Below are 23515 nucleotides of genomic sequence, written 5' to 3'. Positions count from 1 at the left end.
CAACCTACGTTGGTATCATTTCCGCCAATTCGCCAGGCGCAATCTTTTGGAGTTAAACATGAGCAGCGATAAGATCGTTCACTTGACCGATGACAGTTTCGACACAGACGTACTGAAAGCAGACGGTGTCACTCTGGTAGATTTCTGGGCTGAATGGTGTGGTCCTTGCAAAATGATCGCCCCAATTCTCGACGAAGTCGCAGAAGAGTACGAAGGTAAACTTACCATCGCTAAGTTGAACATTGATGACAACCCGGGTACGGCGCCGAAATACGGCATCCGCGGTATCCCAACTCTGCTGCTGTTCAAGAACGGTGAAGTGGCGGCAACTAAGGTTGGCGCACTGTCTAAAGGACAGTTGAAAGAGTTCCTGAACGCCAACCTGGCCTAAGCCCAGCGTGGTGTTTGTTCGGCAGTGGTGAATTTTGTCGCCACTGCTGGACGTCTCACTTTAAGCGTGTTAAGTTGAGTTCACTGCATTACGCTCTTACCTTGTAGTTTGCATCTAAGTTTTCCCTTGTCAGACCCTACTCGCAATGAACGTTATCGTGGTTTGGCAATCTGATGACTAGCACATTCGGCATCATCTTTCGACCGTCTCCTCGTTTCCTATCGCCACATCTGACGATAATCGTCGAGCTGAGTTGAAAAAGAGCCATTAACAGGCATGGAATTTTTGCCATACCACTCACGACAATCATTTCGAGAATTACCCCGAGTTTAAGAACCCATCACTATGAATCTTACCGAATTAAAGAATACGCCGGTTTCTGAGCTGATTACCCTCGGCGAAAATATGGGGCTGGAAAACCAGGCGCGTATGCGCAAGCAGGATATTATTTTCTCTATCCTGAAACAGCACGCAAAAAGCGGCGAAGACATCTTTGGTGATGGTGTGCTGGAGATATTACAGGACGGATTTGGTTTCCTCCGTTCTGGAGATAGCTCCTACCTCGCCGGTCCCGATGATATCTACGTCTCTCCTAGTCAAATCCGCCGTTTCAACCTCCGCACTGGTGACACCATTTCTGGCAAGATTCGCCCGCCAAAAGAAGGTGAACGCTACTTTGCGCTGTTGAAAGTTAACGAAGTTAACTACGACAAGCCGGAAAACGCGCGTAACAAGATTCTGTTCGAAAACCTTACGCCGCTGCACGCCAGCAAGCGTATGCGTATGGAACGCGGTAATGGCTCGACTGAAGACCTGACCGCACGCGTGCTGGATCTGGCTTCTCCGATTGGTCGTGGTCAACGTGGTCTGATTGTGGCGCCGCCGAAAGCGGGTAAAACCATGCTGCTGCAGAACATCGCGCAGAGCATCGCCTACAACTATCCAGATTGCCTGCTGATGGTGCTGCTGATTGACGAACGTCCGGAAGAAGTGACCGAGATGCAGCGTCTGGTTAAAGGTGAAGTTATCGCTTCGACCTTTGATGAGCCAGCGTCACGTCACGTGCAGGTTGCTGAGATGGTGATCGAGAAGGCTAAGCGCCTGGTTGAGCACAAGAAAGACGTGATCATCCTGCTTGACTCCATCACGCGTCTGGCGCGTGCTTACAACACCGTGGTTCCAGCATCAGGTAAAGTCCTGACCGGTGGTGTGGATGCCAACGCCTTGCATCGTCCGAAGCGTTTCTTCGGTGCGGCACGTAACGTGGAAGAGGGCGGCAGCCTGACCATCATCGCGACCGCGCTGGTTGATACCGGTTCGAAGATGGATGAAGTGATTTACGAAGAGTTTAAAGGTACAGGTAACATGGAATTGCACCTCTCGCGTAAAATCGCCGAGAAGCGTGTATTCCCAGCGATTGATTACAATCGTTCCGGTACCCGTAAAGAAGAGCTGCTCACCACTCAGGAAGAGCTGCAGAAGATGTGGATCCTGCGCAAAATCATCCATCCAATGGGTGAAATCGACGCGATGGAGTTCCTCATCAACAAACTGGCCATGACCAAAACCAACGACGAATTCTTCGATATGATGAAGCGTTCCTAAGTTGCGATCGGCGAGTCGCTAAGCCAAGCGGTGATTCGCACAATTTGCCAGGAAATATTGCTAACGCCACGTCTTAACGTGGCGTTTTTTATTTATGGGCATTAGGATTAGCGCAGTCAGGAAGCTTTTAAAATGACTGTGGCAGAGATGCGGGTGTTTTTTCAACAATCAGGCTTTTCTGCAGCAGAATTCGGAATAGGGATATATGGCAATGGCAGGTGTTTTGCATATTGTTGTCCACGATTTTAGCTGAGAGCATTAACGTGAATTTACTCACTATGAGTACTGAGCTTGGTTTAGTTTTTCTTTTTACTTTAGTGTTCCTGTTTTTTGCTCGCAAAGCAGCTAAAAAAATTGGGCTCGTGGACACACCAAACTCCAGAAAAAGGCACCATGGCGCCATTCCGTTAGTTGGCGGTATTTCCGTGTACGCGGGAATCTGCTTCGCATTTGCCATCTCAAATTATTATTTGCCGCACGCGATGCTTTATCTGAGCTGCGCGGGCGTATTGGTGTTGGTTGGCGCACTGGACGATCGCTTCGATATCAGCGTTAAAATCCGCGCGCTGGTGCAGGCGGCGGTCGCCATTGTGATGATGGTCGGTGCAAAACTCTATTTGCTCAGTCTGGGCTTTATTATTGGGCCGGTTGAGTTGATTGTCGGTCCCTTTGGCTACGTATTGACGCTGTTCGCCGTATGGGCCGCCATCAACGCGTTCAACATGGTGGATGGGATTGATGGTCTGCTTGGCGGCCTCTCCAGCGTCACATTCGCTGCGATCGGCATCATTCTCTACTTCGACGGCCAGACCAGCCTCGCCATGTGGTGCTTTGCGATGATCGCCGCCACCATTCCTTATATCCTGCTCAATCTCGGTTTGATTGGTCGACGCTACAAAGTGTTTATGGGCGACGCCGGCAGCACCATGATTGGTTTCACCATCATCTGGATTTTGCTGGAAACCACCCAAGGTCTCAGCCATCCAATTACGCCCGTCACCGCGCTGTGGCTGATCGCCATTCCGCTGATGGATATGGTGGCGATTATGTATCGCCGCTTGCGTAAAGGCATGAGCCCGTTTTCCGCTGACCGCCAGCACATTCACCATTTGATCATGCGCGCCGGATTCACTTCCCGTCAGGCGTTCCTGCTGATTACCGTTGCCGCCGCGATTCTGGCGGGTATTGGTGTGCTCGGCGAGTATCTGGCTTTCATCCCGGAATGGGTGATGCTGGTGCTGTTCATGATGGCATTCCTCCTTTACGGCTATTGCCTGAAACACGCCTGGCGCGTGGCGCGCAAAATCCGTCGCATTAAACGTCGCTGGCAAAGCAGCGAAGATAAAAAATAAATTACCCAGAAAAGTACCCTGATAAGGATTTTGTTATGACCTCTGTCGTTGTGGAGAACGAACTGGATATGCGTGGCCTTGGCTGCACGCTCTGGCGTGGTAAACGCTGGATCATCGGTCTGGCGCTGCTGTTTGCGCTGGTCGCCTGGCTGGCATCGATGTTAATGAAGCAAGCGTGGAGCACCACGGCGGTGACCGATCGTCCAACGGTGAATATGTTGGGTGATTTCTTCGTGCAGCAACAATTCCTCAATAATCTGGATGTGCGCACTAATACGCTCAATCTCAGCTCGCCAGCCCCAACCGTGATGGATGAGGTTTATCAGGAGTTCACCATGCAGTTGGCATCCTGGGATACGCGTCGTGATTTCTGGCAGCAGACTGAATACTTCAAAAGTCGCAAAAGCGGTAACGCGCACAACGATGCGGCGCTGCTTGATGATTTGATCACCAACATCCAGTTCACCGCTGCCGATCCGGCGCGCAATATCTTAGATAACATCAAACTGGTTGCCGAAACCGCCAGCGATGCCAACAATCTGCTGCGTCAATATATCGCCTACGCCAGCGAACGTGCGGCGCGTCATCTTAATGCGGAGCTGAAAGGCGCCTGGCAGGCGCGCAGCGTGCAGCTGGCGTCGCAGGTTAATCGCCAGCAGGAAGTGGCGCAGTCGGTATTTGAACGTCAACGCCAGCGCATCGAGCAGGCGCTGAAAGTGGCGAGCGAGCAGGGCATCAAAGAGAACCGCGCACCGGCAACCGGCGAGGCGCTGCCAGACAGCGATCGTTTCTTGCTCGGGCAGCAAATGCTGCAGGCGCAACTTGACACTTTACAAGCCAGCGGACCTGCTTACGATTTAAGCTATGATCAAAACAAAGCGATGCTGAGTACGCTGCAGGCCGGGCCGCGTCTGGATAAACAATTCCAGACTTACCGCTACTTGCGCACCCCGGAAGAGCCGGTGTCGCGCGATAGTCCGCGCCGCCTGTTTATGATGATCATGTGGGGCGTGATTGGCGCGCTGGTCGGTGCGGGAGTGGCGCTGGTGCGTCGTCCGCGTTCAACGTTAGCAACGAGCCATTAAGAGAAGCCACGTGAAAGTTCTGACGGTATTTGGCACGCGTCCTGAAGCGATCAAAATGGCTCCGCTGGTGCAGGCGCTGGCGCAGGATGCTGCGTTCGAGTCGCGCTTATGCGTCACCGCACAACATCGTGAAATGCTCGATCAGGTGCTACGTTTGTTCCAGCTGCAGCCTGATTATGATCTGAATATCATGCGCCCGGAACAAGGGCTGACGGAGATCACCAGCCGCATTCTGCAGGGTATGAAAACCGTTTTGGCCGATTTCCAGCCGGATGTGGTGTTAGTGCACGGCGATACCACCACCACGTTTGCGGCGAGCCTGGCGGCGTTTTATCACCAGATTCCGGTAGGTCACGTGGAAGCGGGATTGCGTACCGGCAACCTGATGTCGCCGTGGCCCGAAGAGGCCAATCGCACGCTCACCGGCCATCTCGCCAGCTATCACTTCACGCCGACGCAAAATTCGCGGCAAAACTTGCTGCGTGAGAATCTACCGGATGCGCGCATTTTCGTCACTGGCAACACGGTGATTGATGCGCTGCTGTGGGTGCGTGATCGCGTGCTGGACGACGCCGATCTCAATGCCCGCCTCGCCGCGCGTTATCCGTTCCTCGATGCCGACAAAAAGCTGATTCTGGTCACGGGGCATCGCCGCGAAAGCTTTGGCGACGGCTTCGAACGCATTTGCAGTGCGCTGGCGCAAATCGCGCGTCAGCATCCGCAGGTGCAAATTGTCTATCCTGTGCACCTCAATCCCAACGTCAGCGAGCCGGTTAATCGCATTCTCAGCGGCATCGAAAACATCATCCTGATTGAGCCGCAAGAGTATCTGCCGTTTGTCTGGCTGATGAATCGCTCGTGGCTGATTCTTACCGATTCCGGCGGCATTCAGGAAGAAGCGCCATCGCTGGGTAAACCGGTTCTGGTGATGCGTGATACCACCGAGCGTCCGGAAGCAGTGGACGCAGGTACGGTGAAACTGGTCGGCACCGATATTAGTAAAATTGTCGCTGAAGTCAGCCTGCTGTTGCAGGACGATGAAGCCTGGCAGGCAATGAGCCGCGCGCACAATCCGTATGGCGATGGTCATGCCTGCGCGCGCATCTTGCAGGCCCTAAAACAACACAGAGTCTAACCATGCGTTTTGAAACCATTTCCGTTATCGGACTGGGCTACATTGGGCTGCCAACGGCGGCCGTTTTTGCCTCAAAGGGAAAGAAAGTCGTTGGTGTGGATATTAATGTCCGCGCCGTCGAAACCATTAATCGCGGCGATATCCATATCGTGGAACCCGAGTTGGGTGATGTGGTGCGCGAAGCGGTGCGTACCGGTCATCTGCGTGCCACCACGCAGGCCGAAGCCGCCGATGCGTTCCTGATTGCCGTGCCCACGCCGTTTATCGGCGACCATCAGCCGGACCTCAGCTATGTGCAGGCTGCGGCGCTGTCGATTGCGCCAGTATTAAAAGCGGGCGATCTGGTGATCCTAGAGTCGACGTCGCCGGTAGGTGCCACCGAGCAAATGGCGGAATGGCTGGCGGCGGCGCGCCCCGATCTGCGTTTCCCGCAGCACGGTGAAGCGTGTGATGTGTTTATCGCTTACTGCCCGGAGCGCGTGTTGCCCGGCAAAGTGATGGTCGAACTGCTGGAAAACGATCGCGTGATTGGCGGCATGACGCCAGCCTGTTCCGCACGCGCCAGCGAGCTGTATCGCATTTTCCTGCGCGGCGAGTGTGTGGAAACCAATGCGCGCACCGCCGAGATGTGCAAACTCACCGAAAACAGCTTCCGCGATGTGAACATCGCCTTTGCCAATGAGCTGTCGCTGATTTGCGCCGAGCAGGGCATCAACGTGTGGGAGCTGATTGCGCTGGCGAATCGCCATCCGCGCGTCAACATCCTGCAGCCCGGACCGGGCGTTGGCGGGCACTGTATCGCTGTCGATCCGTGGTTTATCGTGGCGCAAAACCCCGAGCAGGCGCGACTAATTCGCACCGCGCGTGAAGTGAATGACGCCAAACCAGGCTGGGTGCTGGATCAGGTAAAACAGGCGTTAGCAGAGTGCCTTACCGCCAGCGGTAAACGCGCCAGCGATGTCACCATTGCCTGCTTTGGTCTGGCCTTCAAACCGAATATTGATGACCTGCGCGAAAGCCCGGCGATGAGCGTCGCGCATCGGATTGCCGAATGGCACAGCGGCGCAACCTGGGTGGTTGAACCGCATGTAAAAGACATTCCGCAACGTCTGGCGCACGAAGCCACGCTGGTTGCCACTGACGTAGCGCTGCAGCAGGCGGATATTCTGGTGATGTTGGTTGATCACGCACAGTTCCGCGCGATTGATGCGGCACAGATTGCCCAACCGTGGATTGTTGATACCAAAGGCGTTTGGCGATGAAACAGTTTCTGGTCACCGGCGGAGCAGGTTTTATCGGTTCGGCGCTGGTGCGCTTTCTGATTGAAAACACCGATCACCGCGTAGTGGTGGTCGATAAATTGAGCTATGCCGGCAATCTGGCGTCGCTGGCGCCGGTGCAACAGGATGCGCGTTTTGCCTTTGAGCAGGTGGATATTTGCCATCGCGAGGAGCTGGATCGCGTTATGGCGCAGTATCAGCCGGATTGCATTATGCACCTGGCGGCGGAAAGCCATGTTGACCGTTCGATCGATGGGCCAATCGCCTTCGTCGAAACCAATATTGTCGGCACCTATCAGCTGCTGGAAGCAGCGCGTCATTACTGGAATGGCATGGCAGATGAGCGCAAAAAAGGCTTCATTCTGCACCATATCTCCACCGATGAAGTGTTTGGTGACCTGCATGGTAGCGACGACTTCTTTACTGAAACCACGCCATACGCGCCGAGCAGCCCCTATTCGGCGACCAAAGCCAGCAGCGATCACTTGGTGCGCGCCTGGCTGCGTACCTACGGTTTGCCGGTCATCATCACTAACTGTTCCAACAATTACGGTCCGTATCATTTCCCGGAGAAGCTGATCCCGCTCACCATCATCAATGCGCTGGCGGGCAAACCGCTGCCGGTTTACGGCAATGGCAGCCAGATACGTGACTGGCTCTACGTAGAGGATCACGCGCGGGCGCTGTATAGCGTGGTGAGCAGCGGCAAAGTGGGGGAAACCTACAATATTGGTGGCCACAATGAACGACGTAATCTTGAGGTAGTGGAAACGCTGTGCGATCTGCTGGATGAACTGGCACCGCAGCAGCGTGCGCCGCATCTGGCTCGTTATCGTGACCTGATTACCTTTGTTACCGATCGTCCCGGCCACGATCAGCGCTACGCCATTGATGCCAGTAAAATCGCGCGCGAGCTGGGTTGGACGCCGCAGGAAACCTTTGAGAGCGGTATCCGCAAAACGGTGCAGTGGTATCTGGCCAATCCGCAATGGTGGCAGTCGATTCTTAACGGCAGCTATCGTGGCGAGCGTTTAGGCTTAGCCACGCCGCGCTGAAACCCATGATGAAGGAGCAGCGATGAAAGGCATCATTTTAGCCGGTGGTTCGGGCACGCGTTTGCATCCGATCACCCGCGCGATCTCGAAACAGCTGTTGCCGGTGTACGACAAGCCGATGATTTACTATCCGCTGTCGGTACTGATGCTGGCAGGGATCCGAGAAATCCTGATCATCACCACGCCTGAAGATCGTGCCCACTTTGAACGCCTACTGGGCGACGGCAGTGAATTCGGTTTGCAGCTGGCCTATGCCGAGCAGCCGAGCCCGGATGGGTTGGCGCAGGCGTTTATTATTGGTGAATCCTTTATCGGCGATGATCACTGTTGTCTGGTGTTGGGCGACAATCTTTATTTCGGTCAGGGTTTCAGCCCCAAACTGAAGAAAGTGGCCGCGCGCAGCAGTGGCGCGACCGTTTTTGCCTATCAGGTGATGGATCCGGAACGTTTTGGCGTGGTGGAGTTTGATGACGATTTCAACGCGCTCTCCATTGAAGAGAAACCGCAGCAGCCGAAATCGCGCTGGGCGGTAACCGGCCTCTATTTTTACGATAACCGCGTGGTGGAGTTTGCCAAACAGGTGAAACCTTCCGAGCGGGGCGAGCTGGAAATTACCGCCATCAACCAAATGTATCTCGATCAGGGCGAGCTTTCAGTAGAGTTGCTGGGGCGCGGATTTGCCTGGCTGGATACCGGCACGCACGACAGCCTGATTGAGGCGAGTATGTTTGTGCAGACGGTGGAAAAACGGCAGGGCTTTAAAATTGCCTGCCTGGAAGAGATTGCGTGGCGTAACGGCTGGCTGAGCGATGCGCAGCTTTTAGCCGCCGCTCAGGCGCTAACCAAAACCGGCTACGGCCAGTATCTGCTGGATGTTCACAATGCCCGTCCGCGTCAATATTGATCCCCTTACGTGGGAGAATGACTTTTTCGGTCAGAACGGCGCGCGCTTGTCGCTGGATGGCGATCTGCCGCTGGCCGAGGCGCTTCAGCAACCGTATGCGCTGTGGCAGGTGAAGGTGCCCGCTGAACGTGTTGATGCCATTGATGCACTGAGCCAGCACGGTTTTCAGTTGGTGGAAGGCGAAGCTGATCTCTCTCTCAGCATCAAACATACTGAGCGGCAAGTTGGCGTGCGCATCGCACGGGAAGCACAAATCCCGGCACTGCGTGAAGCCGCCGCACAAGCGTTTAGCCAGAGTCGTTTCCGCGCACCGTGGTTTGCGGCGGCGGACAGCGGGCGTTTTTACGCGCAGTGGATTGAAAATGCCGTGCGCGGCACTTTCGATAATCAATGTCTGGTGGCCTGCGATGAGCAGGGTGCGCTGCAAGGTTTTGTCTCGATGCGCGAAACTGACGGCGAAATGCGCATCGGTCTGCTGGCGGTATTGCCAGCCGCACAAGGCTGCGGCGTCGGCCAGCGCTTGCTGCTCGCTGCCGCCGACTGGGGCCGCGTGCGTCAGCTAACGCATCTGCGCGTGGCGACCCAGCTCAGCAATCTCACGGCGTTGCGCCTCTATTTACGCAGCGGTGCGCGGCTGGAAAGCACCGCTTACTGGTTCTACAGGAAAGCCTCATGATCCCATTTAATGCGCCGCCGATTGTCGGCAGCGAAGTTGAATATATGCAGTCGGCGATGGCCAGCGGCAAGCTGTGCGGCGATGGCGGCTTTACTCGCCGCTGCCAGCAGTGGATGGAACAGCATTTCGGCAGCAAAAAAGTGCTGCTGACGCCATCCTGCACCGCGTCGCTGGAGATGGCAGCGCTGCTGATTGATCTGCAGCCTGGCGATGAAGTGATCATGCCGAGCTACACCTTCGTCTCTACCGCCAACGCCTTTGTGCTGCGCGGCGCGACCATTGTGTTTGTCGACGTGCGTCCCGATACGTTGAATATCGACGAAACGCTGATTGAAGCGGCGATCACGCCGAAAACCCGCGCCATTGTGCCAGTACATTACGCGGGCGTGGCCTGCGAGATGGACAGCATCATGGCGCTGGCGGCGAAGCATAAACTCTATGTTATCGAGGATGCCGCTCAGGGCGTGATGTCGCAGTACAAAGGGCGCGCGCTGGGCACCATTGGCCATATTGGCTGCTTTAGCTTCCATGAAACCAAAAACTACACCGCCGGCGGCGAAGGCGGCGCAACGCTGATTAATGACGCGAAGCTAGTGGATCGGGCCGAGATTATTCGTGAAAAAGGCACTAATCGCAGCCAGTTTTTCCGTGGTCAGGTGGATAAATATACCTGGCGCGATATCGGCTCCAGCTATTTGATGGCGGATCTGCAAGCAGCCTATTTGTGGGCGCAGCTGGAAGCGGCGGAGCAGATTAATCAGCAGCGCCTGCGTTTGTGGCAGCGCTACTACGATGCACTCCAGCCGCTGGCGGCAGCAGGTCGCATTGAGCTGCCGGTGGTGCCAAAAAATTGCCGCCACAATGCGCACATGTTCTACATCAAGCTGCGCGACAGCGACGATCGTCAGGCGCTGATCAACTGGATGAAAGAGGCGGAAATCCTCACGGTGTTCCACTACATCCCGCTGCACTCGTCGCCAGCGGGTGAACGTTTTGGCCGCTTCCATGGTGATGATGCCTTCACCACGCGTGAAAGCGAGCGCCTGCTGCGCCTGCCGCTGTTCTACAACTTGTCGGATAACAACCAGCGTACGGTGATCAGTTCACTGCTGAGTTTCTTTGCCTGATGTCATTAGCAAAAGCTTCAGTCTGGACCGCCGCTTCGACGCTGGTAAAAATTGTTGCTGGCCTGCTGGTGGTGAAACTGCTGGCGGTGAGCTTCGGGCCGGAAGGGATCGGGCAAGCCGGTAACTTCCGTCAGTTGATTACCGTACTCGGCGTGCTGGCGGGCGCTGGCATCTTTAACGGCGTCACTACGTTAGTCGCGCAACATCAGCAGCAGCCACAGCAGTTACGCGCGGTGACCGGCACGGCTTCGGCGATTGTGCTCGGTTTTTCAACGCTGCTGGCGCTGCTGTTTTTGCTGGCGGCAACGCCGATCAGCACGGCGCTGTTTGGTCATGCTGAATATGCAAACGTGGTGCGCATTGTCGCCTTTCTGCAACTCGGTATTGCCTGGGCCAACCTGACGCTGGCGTTGCTGAAAGGTTTTCGCGATGCGCGTGGCAATGCGCTGGCGCTGATTGCCGGAAGTGTAGTTGGCGTGTTGGGTTATGTGCTGTGCTGGTGGCTGGGCGGCTATGCCGGTGCGTTAGTGGGATTGGCGCTGGTACCGGCGCTACTGGTGTTTCCGGCATTGCTGATGCTGCGTCGCCATCGCGATCAGTTGCCGCTGATTTGGCTGATGCCAAGCTGGCATCCCGAACTGGCGCGCAATCTGGCGAAGTTTACGCTGATGGCGCTAATCACCTCGTTCACCTTGCCGGTGGCGTGGGTGATGATGCGAAATCTGCTGGCTGAGCAACAAGGCTGGGCGCAGGTCGGTTTATGGCAAGGCGTAACCAGCATTTCCGATGCCTATCTGCAATTTATTACCGCCACCTTTAGCGTCTGGCTGCTGCCCACGCTGGCACGCCTGGAGCAGAAGCCGCAAATCGCCCGTGAGATTGGGCGTGCGCTGCGCTTTGTATTACCTGCCGTCGCAGCGGCCAGTTTCTGCGTATGGATGCTGCGCGATGTCGCTATCTGGCTGCTGTTTTCGCCGCAGTTCAGCGCGATGCGTGACCTTTTCGTCTGGCAGTTGTGCGGAGATGTGTTTAAAGTCGGCGCCTATGTTTTCGGATATCTGGTGATCGCCAAAGCGTCGCTGCGCTTCTATATTCTGACTGAAATCAGCCAGTTTGCCCTGCTGACCGGCTTTTCTCATTGGTTGATTCCGCTGCACGGGACTGCCGGAGCCGCGCAGGCTTACATGGCAACCTACGTTCTCTATTTCGCCCTGTGTTGTGGCGCCTTCATGATTTATTGCCGGAAAAAATGACGACTTTTCACGTATTGGGATCGGATATCCCGCATCACAATCATACGGTGCTGCGCTTCTTTAATGACGTGATGAGCGCCGAGCTGCCTGTCGCTGCGCCGCGTCAGTTTATGGTGGTTTCCAGCGCGCCCGAGACGCTGCAAGCGTATAGCTCATTGCAGATTAAAACCTTTGCCAGCAAGCGTGCGCTGGCGCAAGCGGTGATAGCGCGTGCCGCCGATCGCTCGCAGCGCTTCTTCTTTCACGGCCAGTTTAATCCCAGCATTTGGATAGCCTTACTGAGCGGCAAACTGCGCCGTAAGCAGGCGTTTTGGCACGTATGGGGCGCGGATCTCTATGAAGAAGGGCGAGGCCTCAAGTATCAGCTGTTTTATCTGCTGCGCAGAATGGCGCAAGGGCGCGTGGCGCGCGTGTTTGCGACGCGCGGTGATTTGCACCATTTTCAACAGCGCCATCCGCGCGTTCCCGCTTCGTTACTCTATTTCCCGACGCGTATGCCGGATGTGGCGCCGCCCGCGTCGGTGGAAAGTCCCGATTTCACTATTCTGCTCGGCAATTCGGGCGATCGCAGTAATCGCCACATTGCCGGATTGGAGGCGATTCGCGCGCAGTTTGGCGAACAGGTAAAAATCGTCGTGCCGCTCGGTTATCCGCAAAATAATCACGCTTACATCGAAGAGATTGCCGCTGCCGCACAGCGCCTGTTCCCGGCGGGGCAGGTGACGTTGCTGCGCGACAAAATAGATTTTGATGCCTATCTGACATTGCTTAGCCGCTGTCAGCTCGGCTATTTTATGTTCGAGCGCCAGCAAGGCATTGGTACGCTTTGCCTGCTGATTCAGGCCAATATCCCGTTTGTGCTGAACCGCAAAAATCCGTTCTGGCGCGATCTCAGCGAGCAAGGTTTGCCGGTGCTGTTTAGTGAAGATGCGCTGGATGCGGCCAGCGTGGCCGAAGCGCAACGACAATTAGCGCAATGTGATCACTCATCGATTGCCTTTTTTGCCCCTGGCTATCTGGCAGGCTGGCGCGATGCGCTAACCCTGAGTGAAAGGGAGAGAACATGAGCCTGATGCAGTTTAGTGGTCTGCTGGTGGTTTATCTGTTTTCGCTGGGTTTCATTCTGACCTTAACCTGGCGGGAATTTAAACGGGTGCGTTTCAACTTCCACCTGTTCTTCACCATTCTCTTTTTGCTGACCTTCTATTTCGGCTTCCCGCTGACCAGCGTGCTGGTGTTCCGCTTTAACGTGGCCGTGGTGCCGCCGGAATACCTGCTGCAGGCGCTGCTGGCCGCTACCAGCTTTTATGCCATCTATTACGTTAGCTACAAGGTGCGGCTACGGCCGGCCAATGCGCCTGCGCGTAAGCCCTGGCTGCAGATGAATCGGGTTGAAACCAATCTGACCTGTTTGCTGTTGGCGCTGGTGGCGATTGGCACCGTGACGGTGTTCTTTATGCACAACGGCCTGCTGCTGTTCCGGCTTTCGGCTTACAACCAGATTTTCTCCAGCGAAGTGTCTGGCGTTGCGCTCAAACGCTTCTTCTACTTCTTTATTCCGGCGATGCTGATTCGCTACTTCCTCAAGCCAACCCAACGTCAGTGGCTGTGGTTTTTGCTGGTGTCGGTGGCATTTGGCTTGCTGACTTACGCGCTGGTGGGCGGCACGCGCGCCAATATCATCATCGCTTTCGCGCTGTTCCTGTTCATTGGTATTACGCGCGGCTGGATCACGCTGTGGATGCTGGTCGGCGCCGGTGTGATGGCGATCGGCGGTATGTTCTGGCTGGCGCTGCGTCGCTATAACCTCGACGTGGTCGGCGATGAGGCGTTTTACACCTTCCTTTATCTGACGCGCGATACCTTCTCGCCGTGGGAAAACCTGGCGCTATTACTGCAAAACTACGACAAGATCGATTTTCAGGGCCTGGCACCGATTTGGCGCGATTTCTACGTGTTCATTCCCAGCTGGATGTGGCCGGGACGTCCAGCAGCCATTCTCAACAGCGCCAACTACTTTACCTGGGAAGTGCTGAACAACCATTCCGGGTTGGCGATCTCGCCGACGCTGTTGGGTTCTCTGGTAGTGATGGGCGGCGTGTGGTTTATCCCAATCGGTGCGGTGGCTGTCGGCCTGCTGATGAAAGGATTCGATAACCTTTATCTCTATGGCCGCGATACCAGCAACCGTTACAGCGGGGCGATTTTGCAGAGTTTCTGCTTCGGCGCGGTGTTTAATATGATCGTGCTGGCGCGTGAAGGGCTGGATGCTTTCGGCTCGCGCGTGGTGTTCTTTTGTTTGATTTTTGCGGCCTGCATGTGGGCGGCTAAATTGCTTTACTGGCTGTTGGCGCGCGCGGGATTGATTCGTCCGCGCAGCGAGCCGGTTTTACACAGCCCATCTTAACCTCTGGGCACAACGGGAAATTCATACCATGGAAACCGATAAGCCGCGCTATAGCCTGCGCGGAGTCGATCTTCACGCCTTCAACGATATGGCAAGCTTTCTGCGCTTTCTGCTGCCCGAGGGCAAACCGCGCTGCGGCACGCTGGTGGCGATGAATGCCGAGAAAATGCTGACGCTGGAAGAAGATGCGCAGCTGCGCGCACTGATCGCTGAGGCAGAGTTCAAATATCCGGATGGCATCAGCATCGTCCGTTCGCTGCGTAAGAAGTATCCCCAGTTGCAGGTGAATCGCATTGCGGGCGCGGATCTGTGGGAAGCACTGATGGAGAACGCGGGACGCAGCGGCATTCCGGTGTTTCTGATTGGTGGGCGTCAGGCCGTGCTGCAGGAAACCTGCGACAAGCTGCGCCAGCAGTGGAATGTGAATATCGTTGGCAGCCAGGATGGCTACTTTGCGCCTGAAGCGCGCGACGCGCTGTTTGCACGTATCGCCGCAAGCGGTGCGCAGATTGTCACGGTGGCACAAGGTTCGCCGCGTCAGGAGCTATTGATGCGTGATTGCCGCGCACATTGGCCGCATGCGCTCTATATGGGCGTTGGTGGCACTTACGATGTTTTTACCGGACACGTTAAGCGCGCGCCCGTTTGGTGGCAAAAATCCGGGCTGGAATGGCTGTATCGTCTCATTCGTCAGCCTTCGCGTCTGCGCCGCCAATTAAAGCTACTGAAATATTTGCGTTACCATTGGCGCGGCGATCTTTGAAATTGCTGGTTTTTACAGCAAAAATGCGAGGGTAAGCGCCTCAAACTGCTGTAATTATCGATGGAATGCACAAAGCGTAATCAAACGCGTTTTTTTTCTAAAAAAGGGCTGGACAGCATGAGGTCAAGCCCGTAGTATGCCCATCCGCAACGGCGCTACGCGCCCGTAGCTCAGCTGGATAGAGCGCTGCCCTCCGGAGGCAGAGGTCTCAGGTTCGAATCCTGTCGGGCGCGCCATTTAGTTTGTGCGCAAGAGCTTCGGTGGTTGGTTAGACCGCGTTATGCAGTGAATTTTAGTAAGCGAGACATGCTTACGCACCAGAATTATGGTGGCTATAGCTCAGTTGGTAGAGCCCTGGATTGTGATTCCAGTTGTCGTGGGTTCGAGTCCCATTAGCCACCCCAGATTTTGCTCGGTCACGCGATGGTGGCGGAATTGGTAGACGCGCTAGCTTCAGGTGTTAGTGTTCTTACGGACGTGAGGGTTCAAGTCCCTCCCTTCGCACCAAGCAAAATTACGCAGTAGCGTTAAAGAAGTAAAAAATCGGCGAGTAGCGCAGCTTGGTAGCGCAACTGGTTTGGGACCAGTGGGTCGGAGGTTCGAATCCTCTCTCGCCGACCATATTCGAAAAGCCTGCTTGAAAAAGCAGGCTTTTTTCGTTTGTACTTTTCCTCACGTTCGCCGCTCATCCCATCATTTCCGTTAAGCGTAATTCTGCACATTGTCGCCATTCAGATACATATAACTCACTGATTTATATAGGCATGACAATTCCTTGCATAGCTTGTCGCTTTGCGGAGACAGCTTTTGGGTTATGCGTCGTGATTTACAGACAGTGGCATACACCTGGAACGTGGGTTAGGTTTTATCCTGTTGATATAAAATAACTTATTGCGTTAACTGCAACTTTGGCACGTCTTATGCAATAATCTCCCTGTAGATGCTCATTCCACCTCTTATGTTTGCTGATGCTACATAAACCTGGGAATGATGCAGAGCCCCTTACGGCATCCGTTGTCCAGCCTGGCAGTATTTGCGCACGCTTTACTGCAGTAAGAAGGACATTACGTTGAGTCGGATGCCATCAGTTGTCTTAACGACCTGATCTTACACCTGCTTATGGCAGGTGTTTTTTTGTCTGCAGTTTATGACAGGCAAAAAAAAGCCGGGACCAGCCCGGCGTGCACAAAAGTAACAATCGGAAATTAGGCGCTGGGATTGGTCTTCAGCGTAAGTAACAGGCCTTCGCGACGCATTTTGGCGGCGTCTTCCGGGCGATGCAGGCGGTCGTAAACATCGGCCAGCCAGGCATAATCAAACGCATCAGGACGCTGTGCCAGCGCTTGCTGGAACGCTTCTGCCGCCTGCTGCCATTCACCATGACGCATCAGCATCTGTCCCAGCGTACTGTGCAGCAGCGGCGTGGCGCCATGCTGTTTAATCTGCTGACGCAATGCTTTCTCCAGAGATTGCGGATCGCCACTTTTGATGCGCGGCATAAGCAATACCAGACGATCGTCATATTGACGTTTCAGACCTTCCAGCACGATGCTCTGTGCGGTGTCCGGATCGTCACACTCGATCAGATGTTCTGCCATTGCCACCTGCAAGGCGGTTTCCTGACGCGTTTTGCGGCTCTGGTTCTGCCACCATTTTTTCAAACCGTCGCTGCCTTGATCGGCCATCGCCTGGTTCATCAGGCCCAGCCAGGCTTGCTGCTGCAAGGCATCGCGCTGTGCTTCATCATTGATCTGCACTTTCTGCATCGCAGGCAGAATGTCGAGCAATGCGCCCCACGCGCCAGTACGAATGTAGGCTTGTTCTGCCAGACGTAACACTTCCGGATGGCGCGGCGCGACTTCCAGCAGGCGGTCAACGCCGTGACGTGCAGCGTGATCTTCGTTGCGCGCCAGTTGCAGACGTACGCGCGTGATTTCAACCGGAATAGTGTCATTTACCGACAACTCAGAGGCGCGCTCCAGATGCTGATTCGCACGAATTTCGTCTCCGCGTTGCTGCGCCGCTTCGGCAGCCAGCAAGTAGTTAGCTACCGGCTGATCGGCGTGGTCTGCATTTTTCGACAGCAGTTTTTCAGCCTGTTTGAAGTCACCTTCCGCCAGTTTCATCAACGCGCTTTGCGTGTGGCGCTGTGCGCTACGACGCTTGCGGCCAGTGAACCAGCCGCGTGTACGTGCGCCGGTGCGGAACAGGCGACGCAGAATCCATTCCACCAACAAGATCACCAGCAGGCTGAGAATCAAAATGATCGCCAGGCCAGTAACGCTGGTTTCAATGTTCCAGTTGTCGGTCTGGATCAGCACGTAGCCCTGATGGCCGGCGACCATCGGTCCAACCACAATGCCGGCAATCAGCAGCAGGAAAAGCACCAATACTTTCAGCATGGTTAGCCTCCCTGTTGATCAGCAGCAACCGATGGCTGAGCCAGCAAATTACGCACGCGAGTTTGCATCAGTTTTTCCAGCAGCGGCTGGCTTTCCAGCGTATCCGGCACATCCATCGAAATGCTCTGCTGGCTCAGTTCATCCAGCTGCGCAAGGAAGGCTTTGGTGGCGGCATCGTTGGTGTCGTACCAGGCGCGAACCCAGGTTGATACCGCATCGATAGACTGTTTGTAGATCTCATCCTGATGACGCGGTACGGCCTGGGCGGCAATCAGCAGGCGCGAACGAATGTTTTCGCGCAGGTAAACGTCCTGATTCGGCGCCAGCAGCGGCTGTGCAGTGTTATCGCGGCGGCGAATGGTGATGAAATCATCCATAAAGTTGTGCCAGCTTTTCACCAGATTTTGACGCCACTCGTGCAGCGAACTGGAGAGCTCACCGCCATCGGCGTCCATAGGTGAATCATCGCTATCGTTGTCGGCCAGACGCAGATTATCTACGCCGTTCGACAGCTGATTGAGTTTGAGGATGGTGCCGTCATAATCAATCTGGCTGACGGCGGAGAGTGAACTGATGTCCTGCGTTAAGGCGCGACGCACGTTCATTACGCTTGGATCGTTCATGTCGGCCAGGCTGGTATCGGCACTTTTCAGTAACGCTGCTGCGGTGGTGACATCCTGATCGCTCCACAGTTTGCGGCCCGCCAGTTTGACGAGGTAATCCGCCTGCGCCAGCAGCCAGGTACGCGTGTCGTTTCCAGAGATAGTGGCGACTTTATCGCGCAGGGTTTCCAACTCTTTAGCGCTGTTATCCTGCTGCGTGCGCGTCTCCTGCAAGGCGCTGTTGGCGCTAGCCAGCTGTTGCGTCAGTTGCTGTTTGTCGCTGCCCAGTTGCTGCTGCAAGGTGCTTAGCTGCTCACTGAGATTCTGATTAGTTTGAGCCTGTAAATCGGCCTGGTGTTTCCCATTAAGGTAAAGTCCCGCCCCAATCGCCAGCGCAATCACAATCGCCACTGCACTCAGTACTTTGCCATCGCTTTTTTTATCGCGTGGTGGCTTAGTTGCTGGAGAGGGAGAATTGTCCGCTGGGGTGGTTTCTTCAACCATGGCGGAGGAGGCTTTTTGTTCCGTCATTATGGCTCATCCCATTGTTAAGTTCAGCGTAACGCGCGCAGCAGCGCGTCGTTATCGGCACCATCGGCTACATCAATGTCCTGCCAGCCTAATTCAGCGGCTTGCGTAGCCAAACGTTCACTGACGACCACAAGCCGACAGTGCAGTAACCATTCCCGACGATCAATTGGCGGAAACAGAGAAAAGAGTTGTTGTAACATTTCGCCGCTGGTGACCACCAGCGTTGTAATGCCGCGATCGCGCCAGCGCCGGCCTTCCGTCGCGCCGTTGTAGTGCTTTTCACAACGCTGATAACACTCGCAATATTGCACCTCAGCGCCGCGCTCAATCAGCGTTTCCGCCAGCAACTCGCGCCCTGGGCTGCCGCGCAGAATCAGCGCGCGTTTGCCGCTAACCTGCTGCAGACGATTCAGGCGCACCAGCTCTTCACTGGTCTCCCGCGCATGAGGATAGTCTACTTTTAGATTACTGACGGTATGCAGGGCTAAAGCAGTGCTGCGGCCAATAGCATAATAGTTGAGAGCTTCAGGCCACGTAGTCGCGCTCTGCTGTAAAGCGGGCTCGGCGAACGTGACGACCTGCTGCGATAGCAAAAACACCAGATCGCCTGGCTGGAGCGCAGCAAGTTGCTTAGGTAAATGAATAAGATCGCGACCCGGCGTGAATTCAATCAGCGGAAGGCTCCATGCCAGCTTGCCCAGACTGCGCAAACGCGAGACCAGTTCAGTGGCGGCCGGTTCCGGGCGGGTCACGAGGATGGTCATGCTGGCGGTTGACCTTGATAGACTTCACGCAGAATATCGCGCGCGCCGCCATCCAGCAGCTCTTCGGCCAGCGAAATGCCCATTTTTTCGGCGTGATCGCGTGGACCACGGCGCTCGCCCACCACCATTTGACTGCCGTCCGGTGAGCCGACTAATCCGCGCAGCCACAGCTGATCGTCTTCCAGCACCGCGAAGCTGCCGATTGGCACCTGACAACCGCCTTCCAGCCGCGTATTCATCGCACGTTCGGCACGCACGCACACGGCGGTATCGTCGTGATTCAACGCCTGTAGCAGCGTAATTAATTGCTCATCATCCACGCGACATTCAATGCCAACAGCGCCTTGACCTACAGCGGGCAGGGAAATCTCTGCAGGCATTGCCTGACGAATGCGATCTTCCAGACCTAAACGCTTCAAACCGGCCGCCGCCAGAATGATGGCGTCATATTCACCGGCATCGAGTTTGCCGAGGCGCGTGCCGACGTTGCCGCGCAGCGAGCGAATCACTAAATCCGGACGGCGGGCGCTAAGCTGACACTGGCGGCGCAGGCTGGACGTCCCGACAACTGCGCCTTGCGGCAGCTCATCAATACTGTTGTAACGGTTGGAGACGAAAGCATCGCGCGGATCTTCACGCTCGCAAATGGTCACCAGACCGAGACCTTCTGGAAAATCGATCGGCACATCTTTCATCGAGTGCACGGCGAGATCGGCGCGTCCTTCCAGCATTGCCAGCTCAAGCTCTTTAACGAACAGCCCTTTGCCGCCAACCTTTGCCAGTGGCGTATCAAGAATGACATCACCTTTGGTGACCATCGGCAGCAGCTCAACTTGCAGACCCGGATGAGCCGCCATCAGGCGCTGCTGGACATATTGTGCCTGCCACAGAGCAAGGGGACTTTGTCTGGTAGCAATTCTGAAAATTTTGTTTAACATGCTGTTAACCATTTTGATCGTTCATCGAATATCCTATCATTGATAGGGGAATGCTGTCAGTTTCAACGGATTGAAAAGGCCGCGATGTCAGACTGTGCCTGGATCTTGAGGGTCGCAGTTTAGAGTCGGAGTCTGAAAAAAGCAGAGCTACGGTCGGAACATGCTAAACTGTTAAGTAGCGCAACTTTCTTTACGGTCAATCCTCCAGGTGTTAGATTGATCACGTTTCCAGCAATTATTTGCCCAATATCTTTATTATTAAGCGGCAAAATTCGGAAACAGGGTGCTTAACACTGGGACAATCAGGCGAAACGTCTTGTACCTCTACATTGAGACACTGAAACAGAGACTGGATGCGATTAACCAGCTGCGTGTAGATCGCGCACTGGCTGCCATGGGACCTGCTTTCCAGCAAGTCTACAGTCTGCTGCCAACATTATTGCACTACCATCATCCACTGATGCCTGGCTACGTTGAAGGTAACGTTCCGCATGGCGTCTGCCTCTACACGCCCGATGAAAACCAACTTCAGCTGCTGCAGAACTTAGCGGGCGGTCAACCGCTCGAGCTCAGCTCTGCCGTCGCGGGCGAACGTCCGATTACCGGCATTTACTCAATGGGCAGCACCTCGTCCGTTGGGCAAAACAGCATCTCCGATCTTGATATCTGGGTGTGCCACCAATCGTGGCTGGATAATGAAGAGCGCCTCAATCTGCAGCGTAAGTGTACGCTGTTGCAGAAATGGTGTGTGTCGATGGGTGTGGAAGTTAGCTTCTTCCTGATTGACGAGAACCGTTTCCGCCACAATGAAAGCGGCAGCCTCGGCGGTGAAGATTGCGGTTCTACCCAACATATTTTGCTGCTGGATGAGTTTTACCGTACCGCCGTGCGTATGGCGGGTAAACGCATCCTGTGGAATATGGTGCCCGGCGAAGAGGAGCACCATTACGACGATTACGTCATGTCGCTCTATTCACAAGGCGTTCTGACGCCGAATGAGTGGCTGGATCTCGGCGGGCTTGGCACGTTATCAGCGGAAGAGTACTTCGGTGCCAGCTTGTGGCAGCTGTATAAAAGTATCGATTCGCCGTACAAAGCGGTGCTGAAAACCCTGCTGCTGGAAGCCTACAGCTGGGAATATCCCAACACGCAGCTGCTGTCGATGGACATCAAGCAGCGCCTGCACGACGGCGAAATTGTCTGCTTCGGTCTCGATCCTTACTGCATGATGCTGGAGCGCGTGACGCGCTATCTCACCAGCGTTGATGACATGGCGCGCCTCGATTTAGTGCGTCGATGTTTCTATTTAAAAGTGTGTGAAAAGCTCTCGAGCGAAGATCACCATCATCAGCGCACCGGCTGGCGTCGCGAGATTCTCTCGCAGCTGGTTAAAGAGTGGGGCTGGGATGAAGAGAAGTTAGCGGTACTGGATAACCGCGCGCAGTGGAAAATCGAACGCGTACGTGAAGCGCATAATGAGCTGCTGGATGCGATGATGCAGAGCTATCGCAACCTGATTCGCTTTGCGCGGCGCAACAATTTAAGCGTCAGCGCCAGCCCGCAGGATATCGGCGTGCTGACGCGTAAACTGTATGCCGCATTCGAGGCGCTGCCGGGTAAAGTCACCTTAGTGAACCCGCAGATTTCGCCCGATCTCTCGGAAGAGAATCTCACCTTTATTCATGTTCCGGCGGGCCGCGCCAATCGCGCCGGTTGGTATTTGTATAACCAATCGCCGGATATGAGTTCCATCATCAGCCATCAGCCGCTGGAATATAACCGCTATCTGAACAAGCTGGTGGCGTGGGCGTGGTTCAACGGTTTGCTGACCAGCAAAACGCGCTTGCATATGAAAGGCAACGATCTGTGCGATCTACCGCGTTTGCAGGAGCTGGTGAACGATGTGTCGAGCCACTTCCCGCTGCGCGTGCCGGCACCGACGCCAAAAGCGCTCTACAGCCCGTGCGAAATTCGTCACTTAGCGATTATCGTCAATCTTGAGCACGATCCTACCTCCGCATTCCGTAATCAGGTGGTGCATTTCGATTTCCGTAAGCTGGATGTGTTCAGCTTCGGTCAGCAGCAGCAATGCCTGATTGGCAGCATCGATCTGCTCTATCGCAACTCGTGGAATGAAGTGCGTACGCTGCACTTCAACGGCGAGCAGGCGATGATTGAAGCGCTGAAAACCATTCTGGGCAAAATGCATCAGGATGCTGCGCCGCCGGATACGGTAGAAGTGTTCTGCTATAGCCAGCATCTGCGCGGTTTGATTCGTACCCGCGTGCAGCAGTTGGTTTCGGAATGTATTGAGCTGCGCCTGTCGAGCACGCGTCAGGAACCGGGCCGCTTTAAAGCGTTGCGCATGGCGGGCCAAACCTGGGGCTTATTCTTCGAACGCATGAGCGTGTCGGTGCAGAAGCTGGAAAACGCCGTCGAATTCTATGGCGCGATTTCTAACAACAAGCTGCACGGCTTGTCGATCAAAGTGGAATCGAACCAGACGCCGCTGCCGCCGGTGGTAAACGGCTACGCCAGCGAAGGCATCATTCAGTTCTTCTTTGAAGATACCAATGACGATCGCGGCTTCAATATCTATATCCTTGATGAAACCAACCGCGTTGAGGTTTATCACCATTGCGAAGGCAGTAAAGAAGAGCTGGTGCGCGACGTGAGTCGATTCTATTCGTCGTCGCATGACCGTTTTACCTACGGCTCCAGCTTTATCAATTTCAACCTGCCGCAGTTCTACCAGATTGTGAATACTGGCGAACGTTTCCAGGTGATTCCTTTCCGCAGCCAAACGTTAACGCAGCTCTGCGCCACGCAGCCTGACAACGATAACGGCGACTTCCAGCCACGCTACCAAATGCATTGATCCCGCCTGCGTTCGCGCGGCGGGATGCGCTGTTACTCTGACCTGCCGCAGGAAATGCGGCTATTTCCTGTTGCTTTTACAACGTCAACTGCGATGATAAGCAACCATGGCTTAAGGACAGAAGAGCAGACAGAATGATACGAGTGATGAGTCAGCTGGGTATGGCGCTGGCACTGGTCAGCCTGGTAGGCTGTGGCCTGAAAGGACCGCTGTATTTCCCGCCGAAAGATCAGCCAAACAAGCCGAAACAGCAGGTCACCGAGCAGCAGCAAAAAGCCGCTCAGGATGCTGATGTCGGTGGTTTGGTCACCAGCAAGCCTGGTTCGCAGGCGAACTAAAATCTATGAGTAATCCGGCGGAGCAGAAA

Annotated in this window: 20 protein-coding genes and 4 tRNA genes; 20 read left to right on the top strand and 4 right to left on the bottom strand. The window is 55.0% G+C overall.

Annotated features, from left to right (window positions below; translation table 11 throughout):
- Positions 1-58 precede the first annotated feature (58 nt).
- From trxA to BM323_RS18400, 18 genes are all read left to right on the top strand, one after another.
- Positions 59-391, top strand: coding sequence for a thioredoxin TrxA (gene trxA, locus BM323_RS18485; RefSeq protein ID WP_008105741.1), 333 nt, complete (start codon positions 59-61; stop codon positions 389-391).
- Between the two features lie 345 nt (positions 392-736).
- On the top strand, positions 737-1996 hold the full coding sequence (gene rho / locus BM323_RS18480; protein WP_008105744.1) for a transcription termination factor Rho: 1260 nt from the start codon (positions 737-739) through the stop codon (positions 1994-1996).
- Positions 1997-2274: 278 nt separating this feature from the next.
- A complete protein-coding gene (gene wecA / locus BM323_RS18475) occupies positions 2275-3348 on the top strand; it encodes a UDP-N-acetylglucosamine--undecaprenyl-phosphate N-acetylglucosaminephosphotransferase (RefSeq protein ID WP_008105746.1) in 1074 nt (357 codons plus the stop codon).
- 35 nt (positions 3349-3383) lie between these two features.
- Positions 3384-4433: an ECA polysaccharide chain length modulation protein gene (wzzE, locus tag BM323_RS18470; protein WP_008105748.1), complete on the top strand. Its 1050-nt coding sequence runs from the start codon at positions 3384-3386 to the stop codon at positions 4431-4433.
- A gap of 10 nt (positions 4434-4443) precedes the next feature.
- Positions 4444-5568, top strand: a complete 1125-nt coding sequence (gene wecB, locus BM323_RS18465; RefSeq protein ID WP_008105750.1) for a non-hydrolyzing UDP-N-acetylglucosamine 2-epimerase — start codon at positions 4444-4446, stop codon at positions 5566-5568.
- A gap of 2 nt (positions 5569-5570) precedes the next feature.
- The gene (gene wecC, locus BM323_RS18460; protein WP_008105752.1) at positions 5571-6830 is read left to right on the top strand and encodes a UDP-N-acetyl-D-mannosamine dehydrogenase; all 1260 of its coding nucleotides are present in this window, start codon (positions 5571-5573) and stop codon (positions 6828-6830) included.
- Positions 6827-7903 (top strand): dTDP-glucose 4,6-dehydratase, encoded by a 1077-nt coding sequence (rfbB, locus tag BM323_RS18455; RefSeq protein WP_008105753.1) that lies wholly within the window; start codon positions 6827-6829, stop codon positions 7901-7903. The genes wecC and rfbB overlap by 4 nt, the downstream gene beginning before the upstream one ends.
- Positions 7904-7925: 22 nt before the next feature.
- Positions 7926-8807: a glucose-1-phosphate thymidylyltransferase RfbA gene (rfbA, locus tag BM323_RS18450; RefSeq protein ID WP_008105754.1), complete on the top strand. Its 882-nt coding sequence runs from the start codon at positions 7926-7928 to the stop codon at positions 8805-8807.
- The gene (rffC, locus tag BM323_RS18445; protein ID WP_008105755.1) at positions 8785-9483 is read left to right on the top strand and encodes a dTDP-4-amino-4,6-dideoxy-D-galactose acyltransferase; all 699 of its coding nucleotides are present in this window, start codon (positions 8785-8787) and stop codon (positions 9481-9483) included. The genes rfbA and rffC overlap by 23 nt, the downstream gene beginning before the upstream one ends.
- Positions 9480-10610 carry a dTDP-4-amino-4,6-dideoxygalactose transaminase gene (rffA, locus tag BM323_RS18440; RefSeq protein ID WP_008105756.1) on the top strand — a complete coding sequence of 377 codons (1131 nt, stop codon included), beginning with the start codon at positions 9480-9482 and terminating at the stop codon, positions 10608-10610. The genes rffC and rffA overlap by 4 nt, the downstream gene beginning before the upstream one ends.
- A complete protein-coding gene (wzxE, locus tag BM323_RS18435; RefSeq protein ID WP_008105757.1) occupies positions 10610-11863 on the top strand; it encodes a lipid III flippase WzxE in 1254 nt (417 codons plus the stop codon). Before rffA ends, wzxE begins: the two co-directional genes overlap by 1 nt.
- Positions 11860-12930, top strand: coding sequence for a TDP-N-acetylfucosamine:lipid II N-acetylfucosaminyltransferase (locus tag BM323_RS18430; protein ID WP_008105759.1), 1071 nt, complete (start codon positions 11860-11862; stop codon positions 12928-12930). Before wzxE ends, BM323_RS18430 begins: the two co-directional genes overlap by 4 nt.
- Complete coding sequence (gene wzyE, locus BM323_RS18425; RefSeq protein WP_008105761.1) at positions 12927-14270, top strand: ECA oligosaccharide polymerase; 1344 nt, start codon at positions 12927-12929, stop codon at positions 14268-14270. Before BM323_RS18430 ends, wzyE begins: the two co-directional genes overlap by 4 nt.
- A 28-nt stretch (positions 14271-14298) precedes the next feature.
- On the top strand, positions 14299-15033 hold the full coding sequence (wecG, locus tag BM323_RS18420; protein WP_008105763.1) for a lipopolysaccharide N-acetylmannosaminouronosyltransferase: 735 nt from the start codon (positions 14299-14301) through the stop codon (positions 15031-15033).
- Between the two features lie 159 nt (positions 15034-15192).
- Positions 15193-15269: transfer RNA gene (locus BM323_RS18415), tRNA-Arg, on the top strand.
- A gap of 92 nt (positions 15270-15361) precedes the next feature.
- A tRNA-His gene (locus BM323_RS18410) sits at positions 15362-15437 on the top strand.
- A gap of 16 nt (positions 15438-15453) precedes the next feature.
- Positions 15454-15540: transfer RNA gene (locus tag BM323_RS18405), tRNA-Leu, on the top strand.
- 37 nt (positions 15541-15577) lie between these two features.
- Positions 15578-15654: transfer RNA gene (locus tag BM323_RS18400), tRNA-Pro, on the top strand.
- 584 nt (positions 15655-16238) lie between these two features.
- Here BM323_RS18400 and hemY read toward each other — a convergent pair.
- The 4 genes from hemY to hemC are packed head-to-tail and all read right to left on the bottom strand — an operon-like array spanning position 16239 to position 20270.
- Positions 16239-17435 (bottom strand): protoheme IX biogenesis protein HemY, encoded by a 1197-nt coding sequence (gene hemY / locus BM323_RS18395; protein ID WP_008105766.1) that lies wholly within the window; start codon positions 17433-17435, stop codon positions 16239-16241.
- A gap of 2 nt (positions 17436-17437) precedes the next feature.
- The gene (gene hemX, locus BM323_RS18390; protein WP_008105767.1) at positions 17438-18568 is read right to left on the bottom strand and encodes a uroporphyrinogen-III C-methyltransferase; all 1131 of its coding nucleotides are present in this window, start codon (positions 18566-18568) and stop codon (positions 17438-17440) included.
- A 23-nt stretch (positions 18569-18591) separates the two neighbouring features.
- Positions 18592-19332, bottom strand: a complete 741-nt coding sequence (hemD, locus tag BM323_RS18385) for a uroporphyrinogen-III synthase (RefSeq protein WP_008105768.1) — start codon at positions 19330-19332, stop codon at positions 18592-18594.
- Positions 19329-20270 (bottom strand): hydroxymethylbilane synthase, encoded by a 942-nt coding sequence (hemC, locus tag BM323_RS18380; protein WP_036648709.1) that lies wholly within the window; start codon positions 20268-20270, stop codon positions 19329-19331. The genes hemD and hemC overlap by 4 nt, the downstream gene beginning before the upstream one ends.
- A gap of 316 nt (positions 20271-20586) precedes the next feature.
- Between hemC and BM323_RS18375 the strand changes: the two genes are divergently transcribed.
- Together BM323_RS18375 and BM323_RS18370 are read left to right on the top strand one after the other, a co-directional pair.
- Complete coding sequence (locus BM323_RS18375) at positions 20587-23148, top strand: class I adenylate cyclase (protein ID WP_036648695.1); 2562 nt, start codon at positions 20587-20589, stop codon at positions 23146-23148.
- A gap of 134 nt (positions 23149-23282) precedes the next feature.
- Entirely contained in the window at positions 23283-23486 is a 204-nt protein-coding gene (locus BM323_RS18370; protein ID WP_008105771.1) for an LPS translocon maturation chaperone LptM, read from the top strand.
- Positions 23487-23515: the final 29 nt, after the last annotated feature.

Source organism: Pantoea sp. YR525 (genome assembly GCF_900116775.1).
Classification (GTDB): Bacteria; Pseudomonadota; Gammaproteobacteria; order Enterobacterales; family Enterobacteriaceae; genus Pantoea; species Pantoea symbiotica.
This window is presented reverse-complemented; position numbering and strand designations above follow the sequence as displayed.

Coding starts and splice junctions, on each gene's coding strand:
- trxA (WP_008105741.1), top strand. CDS start 59: ATGAGCAGCGATAAGATCGTTCACTTGACCGATGACAGTTTCGACACA.
- rho (WP_008105744.1), top strand. CDS start 737: ATGAATCTTACCGAATTAAAGAATACGCCGGTTTCTGAGCTGATTACC.
- wecA (WP_008105746.1), top strand. CDS start 2,275: ATGAGTACTGAGCTTGGTTTAGTTTTTCTTTTTACTTTAGTGTTCCTG.
- wzzE (WP_008105748.1), top strand. CDS start 3,384: ATGACCTCTGTCGTTGTGGAGAACGAACTGGATATGCGTGGCCTTGGC.
- wecC (WP_008105752.1), top strand. CDS start 5,571: ATGCGTTTTGAAACCATTTCCGTTATCGGACTGGGCTACATTGGGCTG.
- rfbB (WP_008105753.1), top strand. CDS start 6,827: ATGAAACAGTTTCTGGTCACCGGCGGAGCAGGTTTTATCGGTTCGGCG.
- rfbA (WP_008105754.1), top strand. CDS start 7,926: ATGAAAGGCATCATTTTAGCCGGTGGTTCGGGCACGCGTTTGCATCCG.
- rffC (WP_008105755.1), top strand. CDS start 8,785: ATGCCCGTCCGCGTCAATATTGATCCCCTTACGTGGGAGAATGACTTT.
- rffA (WP_008105756.1), top strand. CDS start 9,480: ATGATCCCATTTAATGCGCCGCCGATTGTCGGCAGCGAAGTTGAATAT.
- wzxE (WP_008105757.1), top strand. CDS start 10,610: ATGTCATTAGCAAAAGCTTCAGTCTGGACCGCCGCTTCGACGCTGGTA.
- BM323_RS18430 (WP_008105759.1), top strand. CDS start 11,860: ATGACGACTTTTCACGTATTGGGATCGGATATCCCGCATCACAATCAT.
- wzyE (WP_008105761.1), top strand. CDS start 12,927: ATGAGCCTGATGCAGTTTAGTGGTCTGCTGGTGGTTTATCTGTTTTCG.
- wecG (WP_008105763.1), top strand. CDS start 14,299: ATGGAAACCGATAAGCCGCGCTATAGCCTGCGCGGAGTCGATCTTCAC.
- hemY (WP_008105766.1), bottom strand. CDS start 17,435: ATGCTGAAAGTATTGGTGCTTTTCCTGCTGCTGATTGCCGGCATTGTG.
- hemX (WP_008105767.1), bottom strand. CDS start 18,568: ATGACGGAACAAAAAGCCTCCTCCGCCATGGTTGAAGAAACCACCCCA.
- hemD (WP_008105768.1), bottom strand. CDS start 19,332: ATGACCATCCTCGTGACCCGCCCGGAACCGGCCGCCACTGAACTGGTC.
- hemC (WP_036648709.1), bottom strand. CDS start 20,270: ATGTTAAACAAAATTTTCAGAATTGCTACCAGACAAAGTCCCCTTGCT.
- BM323_RS18370 (WP_008105771.1), top strand. CDS start 23,283: ATGATACGAGTGATGAGTCAGCTGGGTATGGCGCTGGCACTGGTCAGC.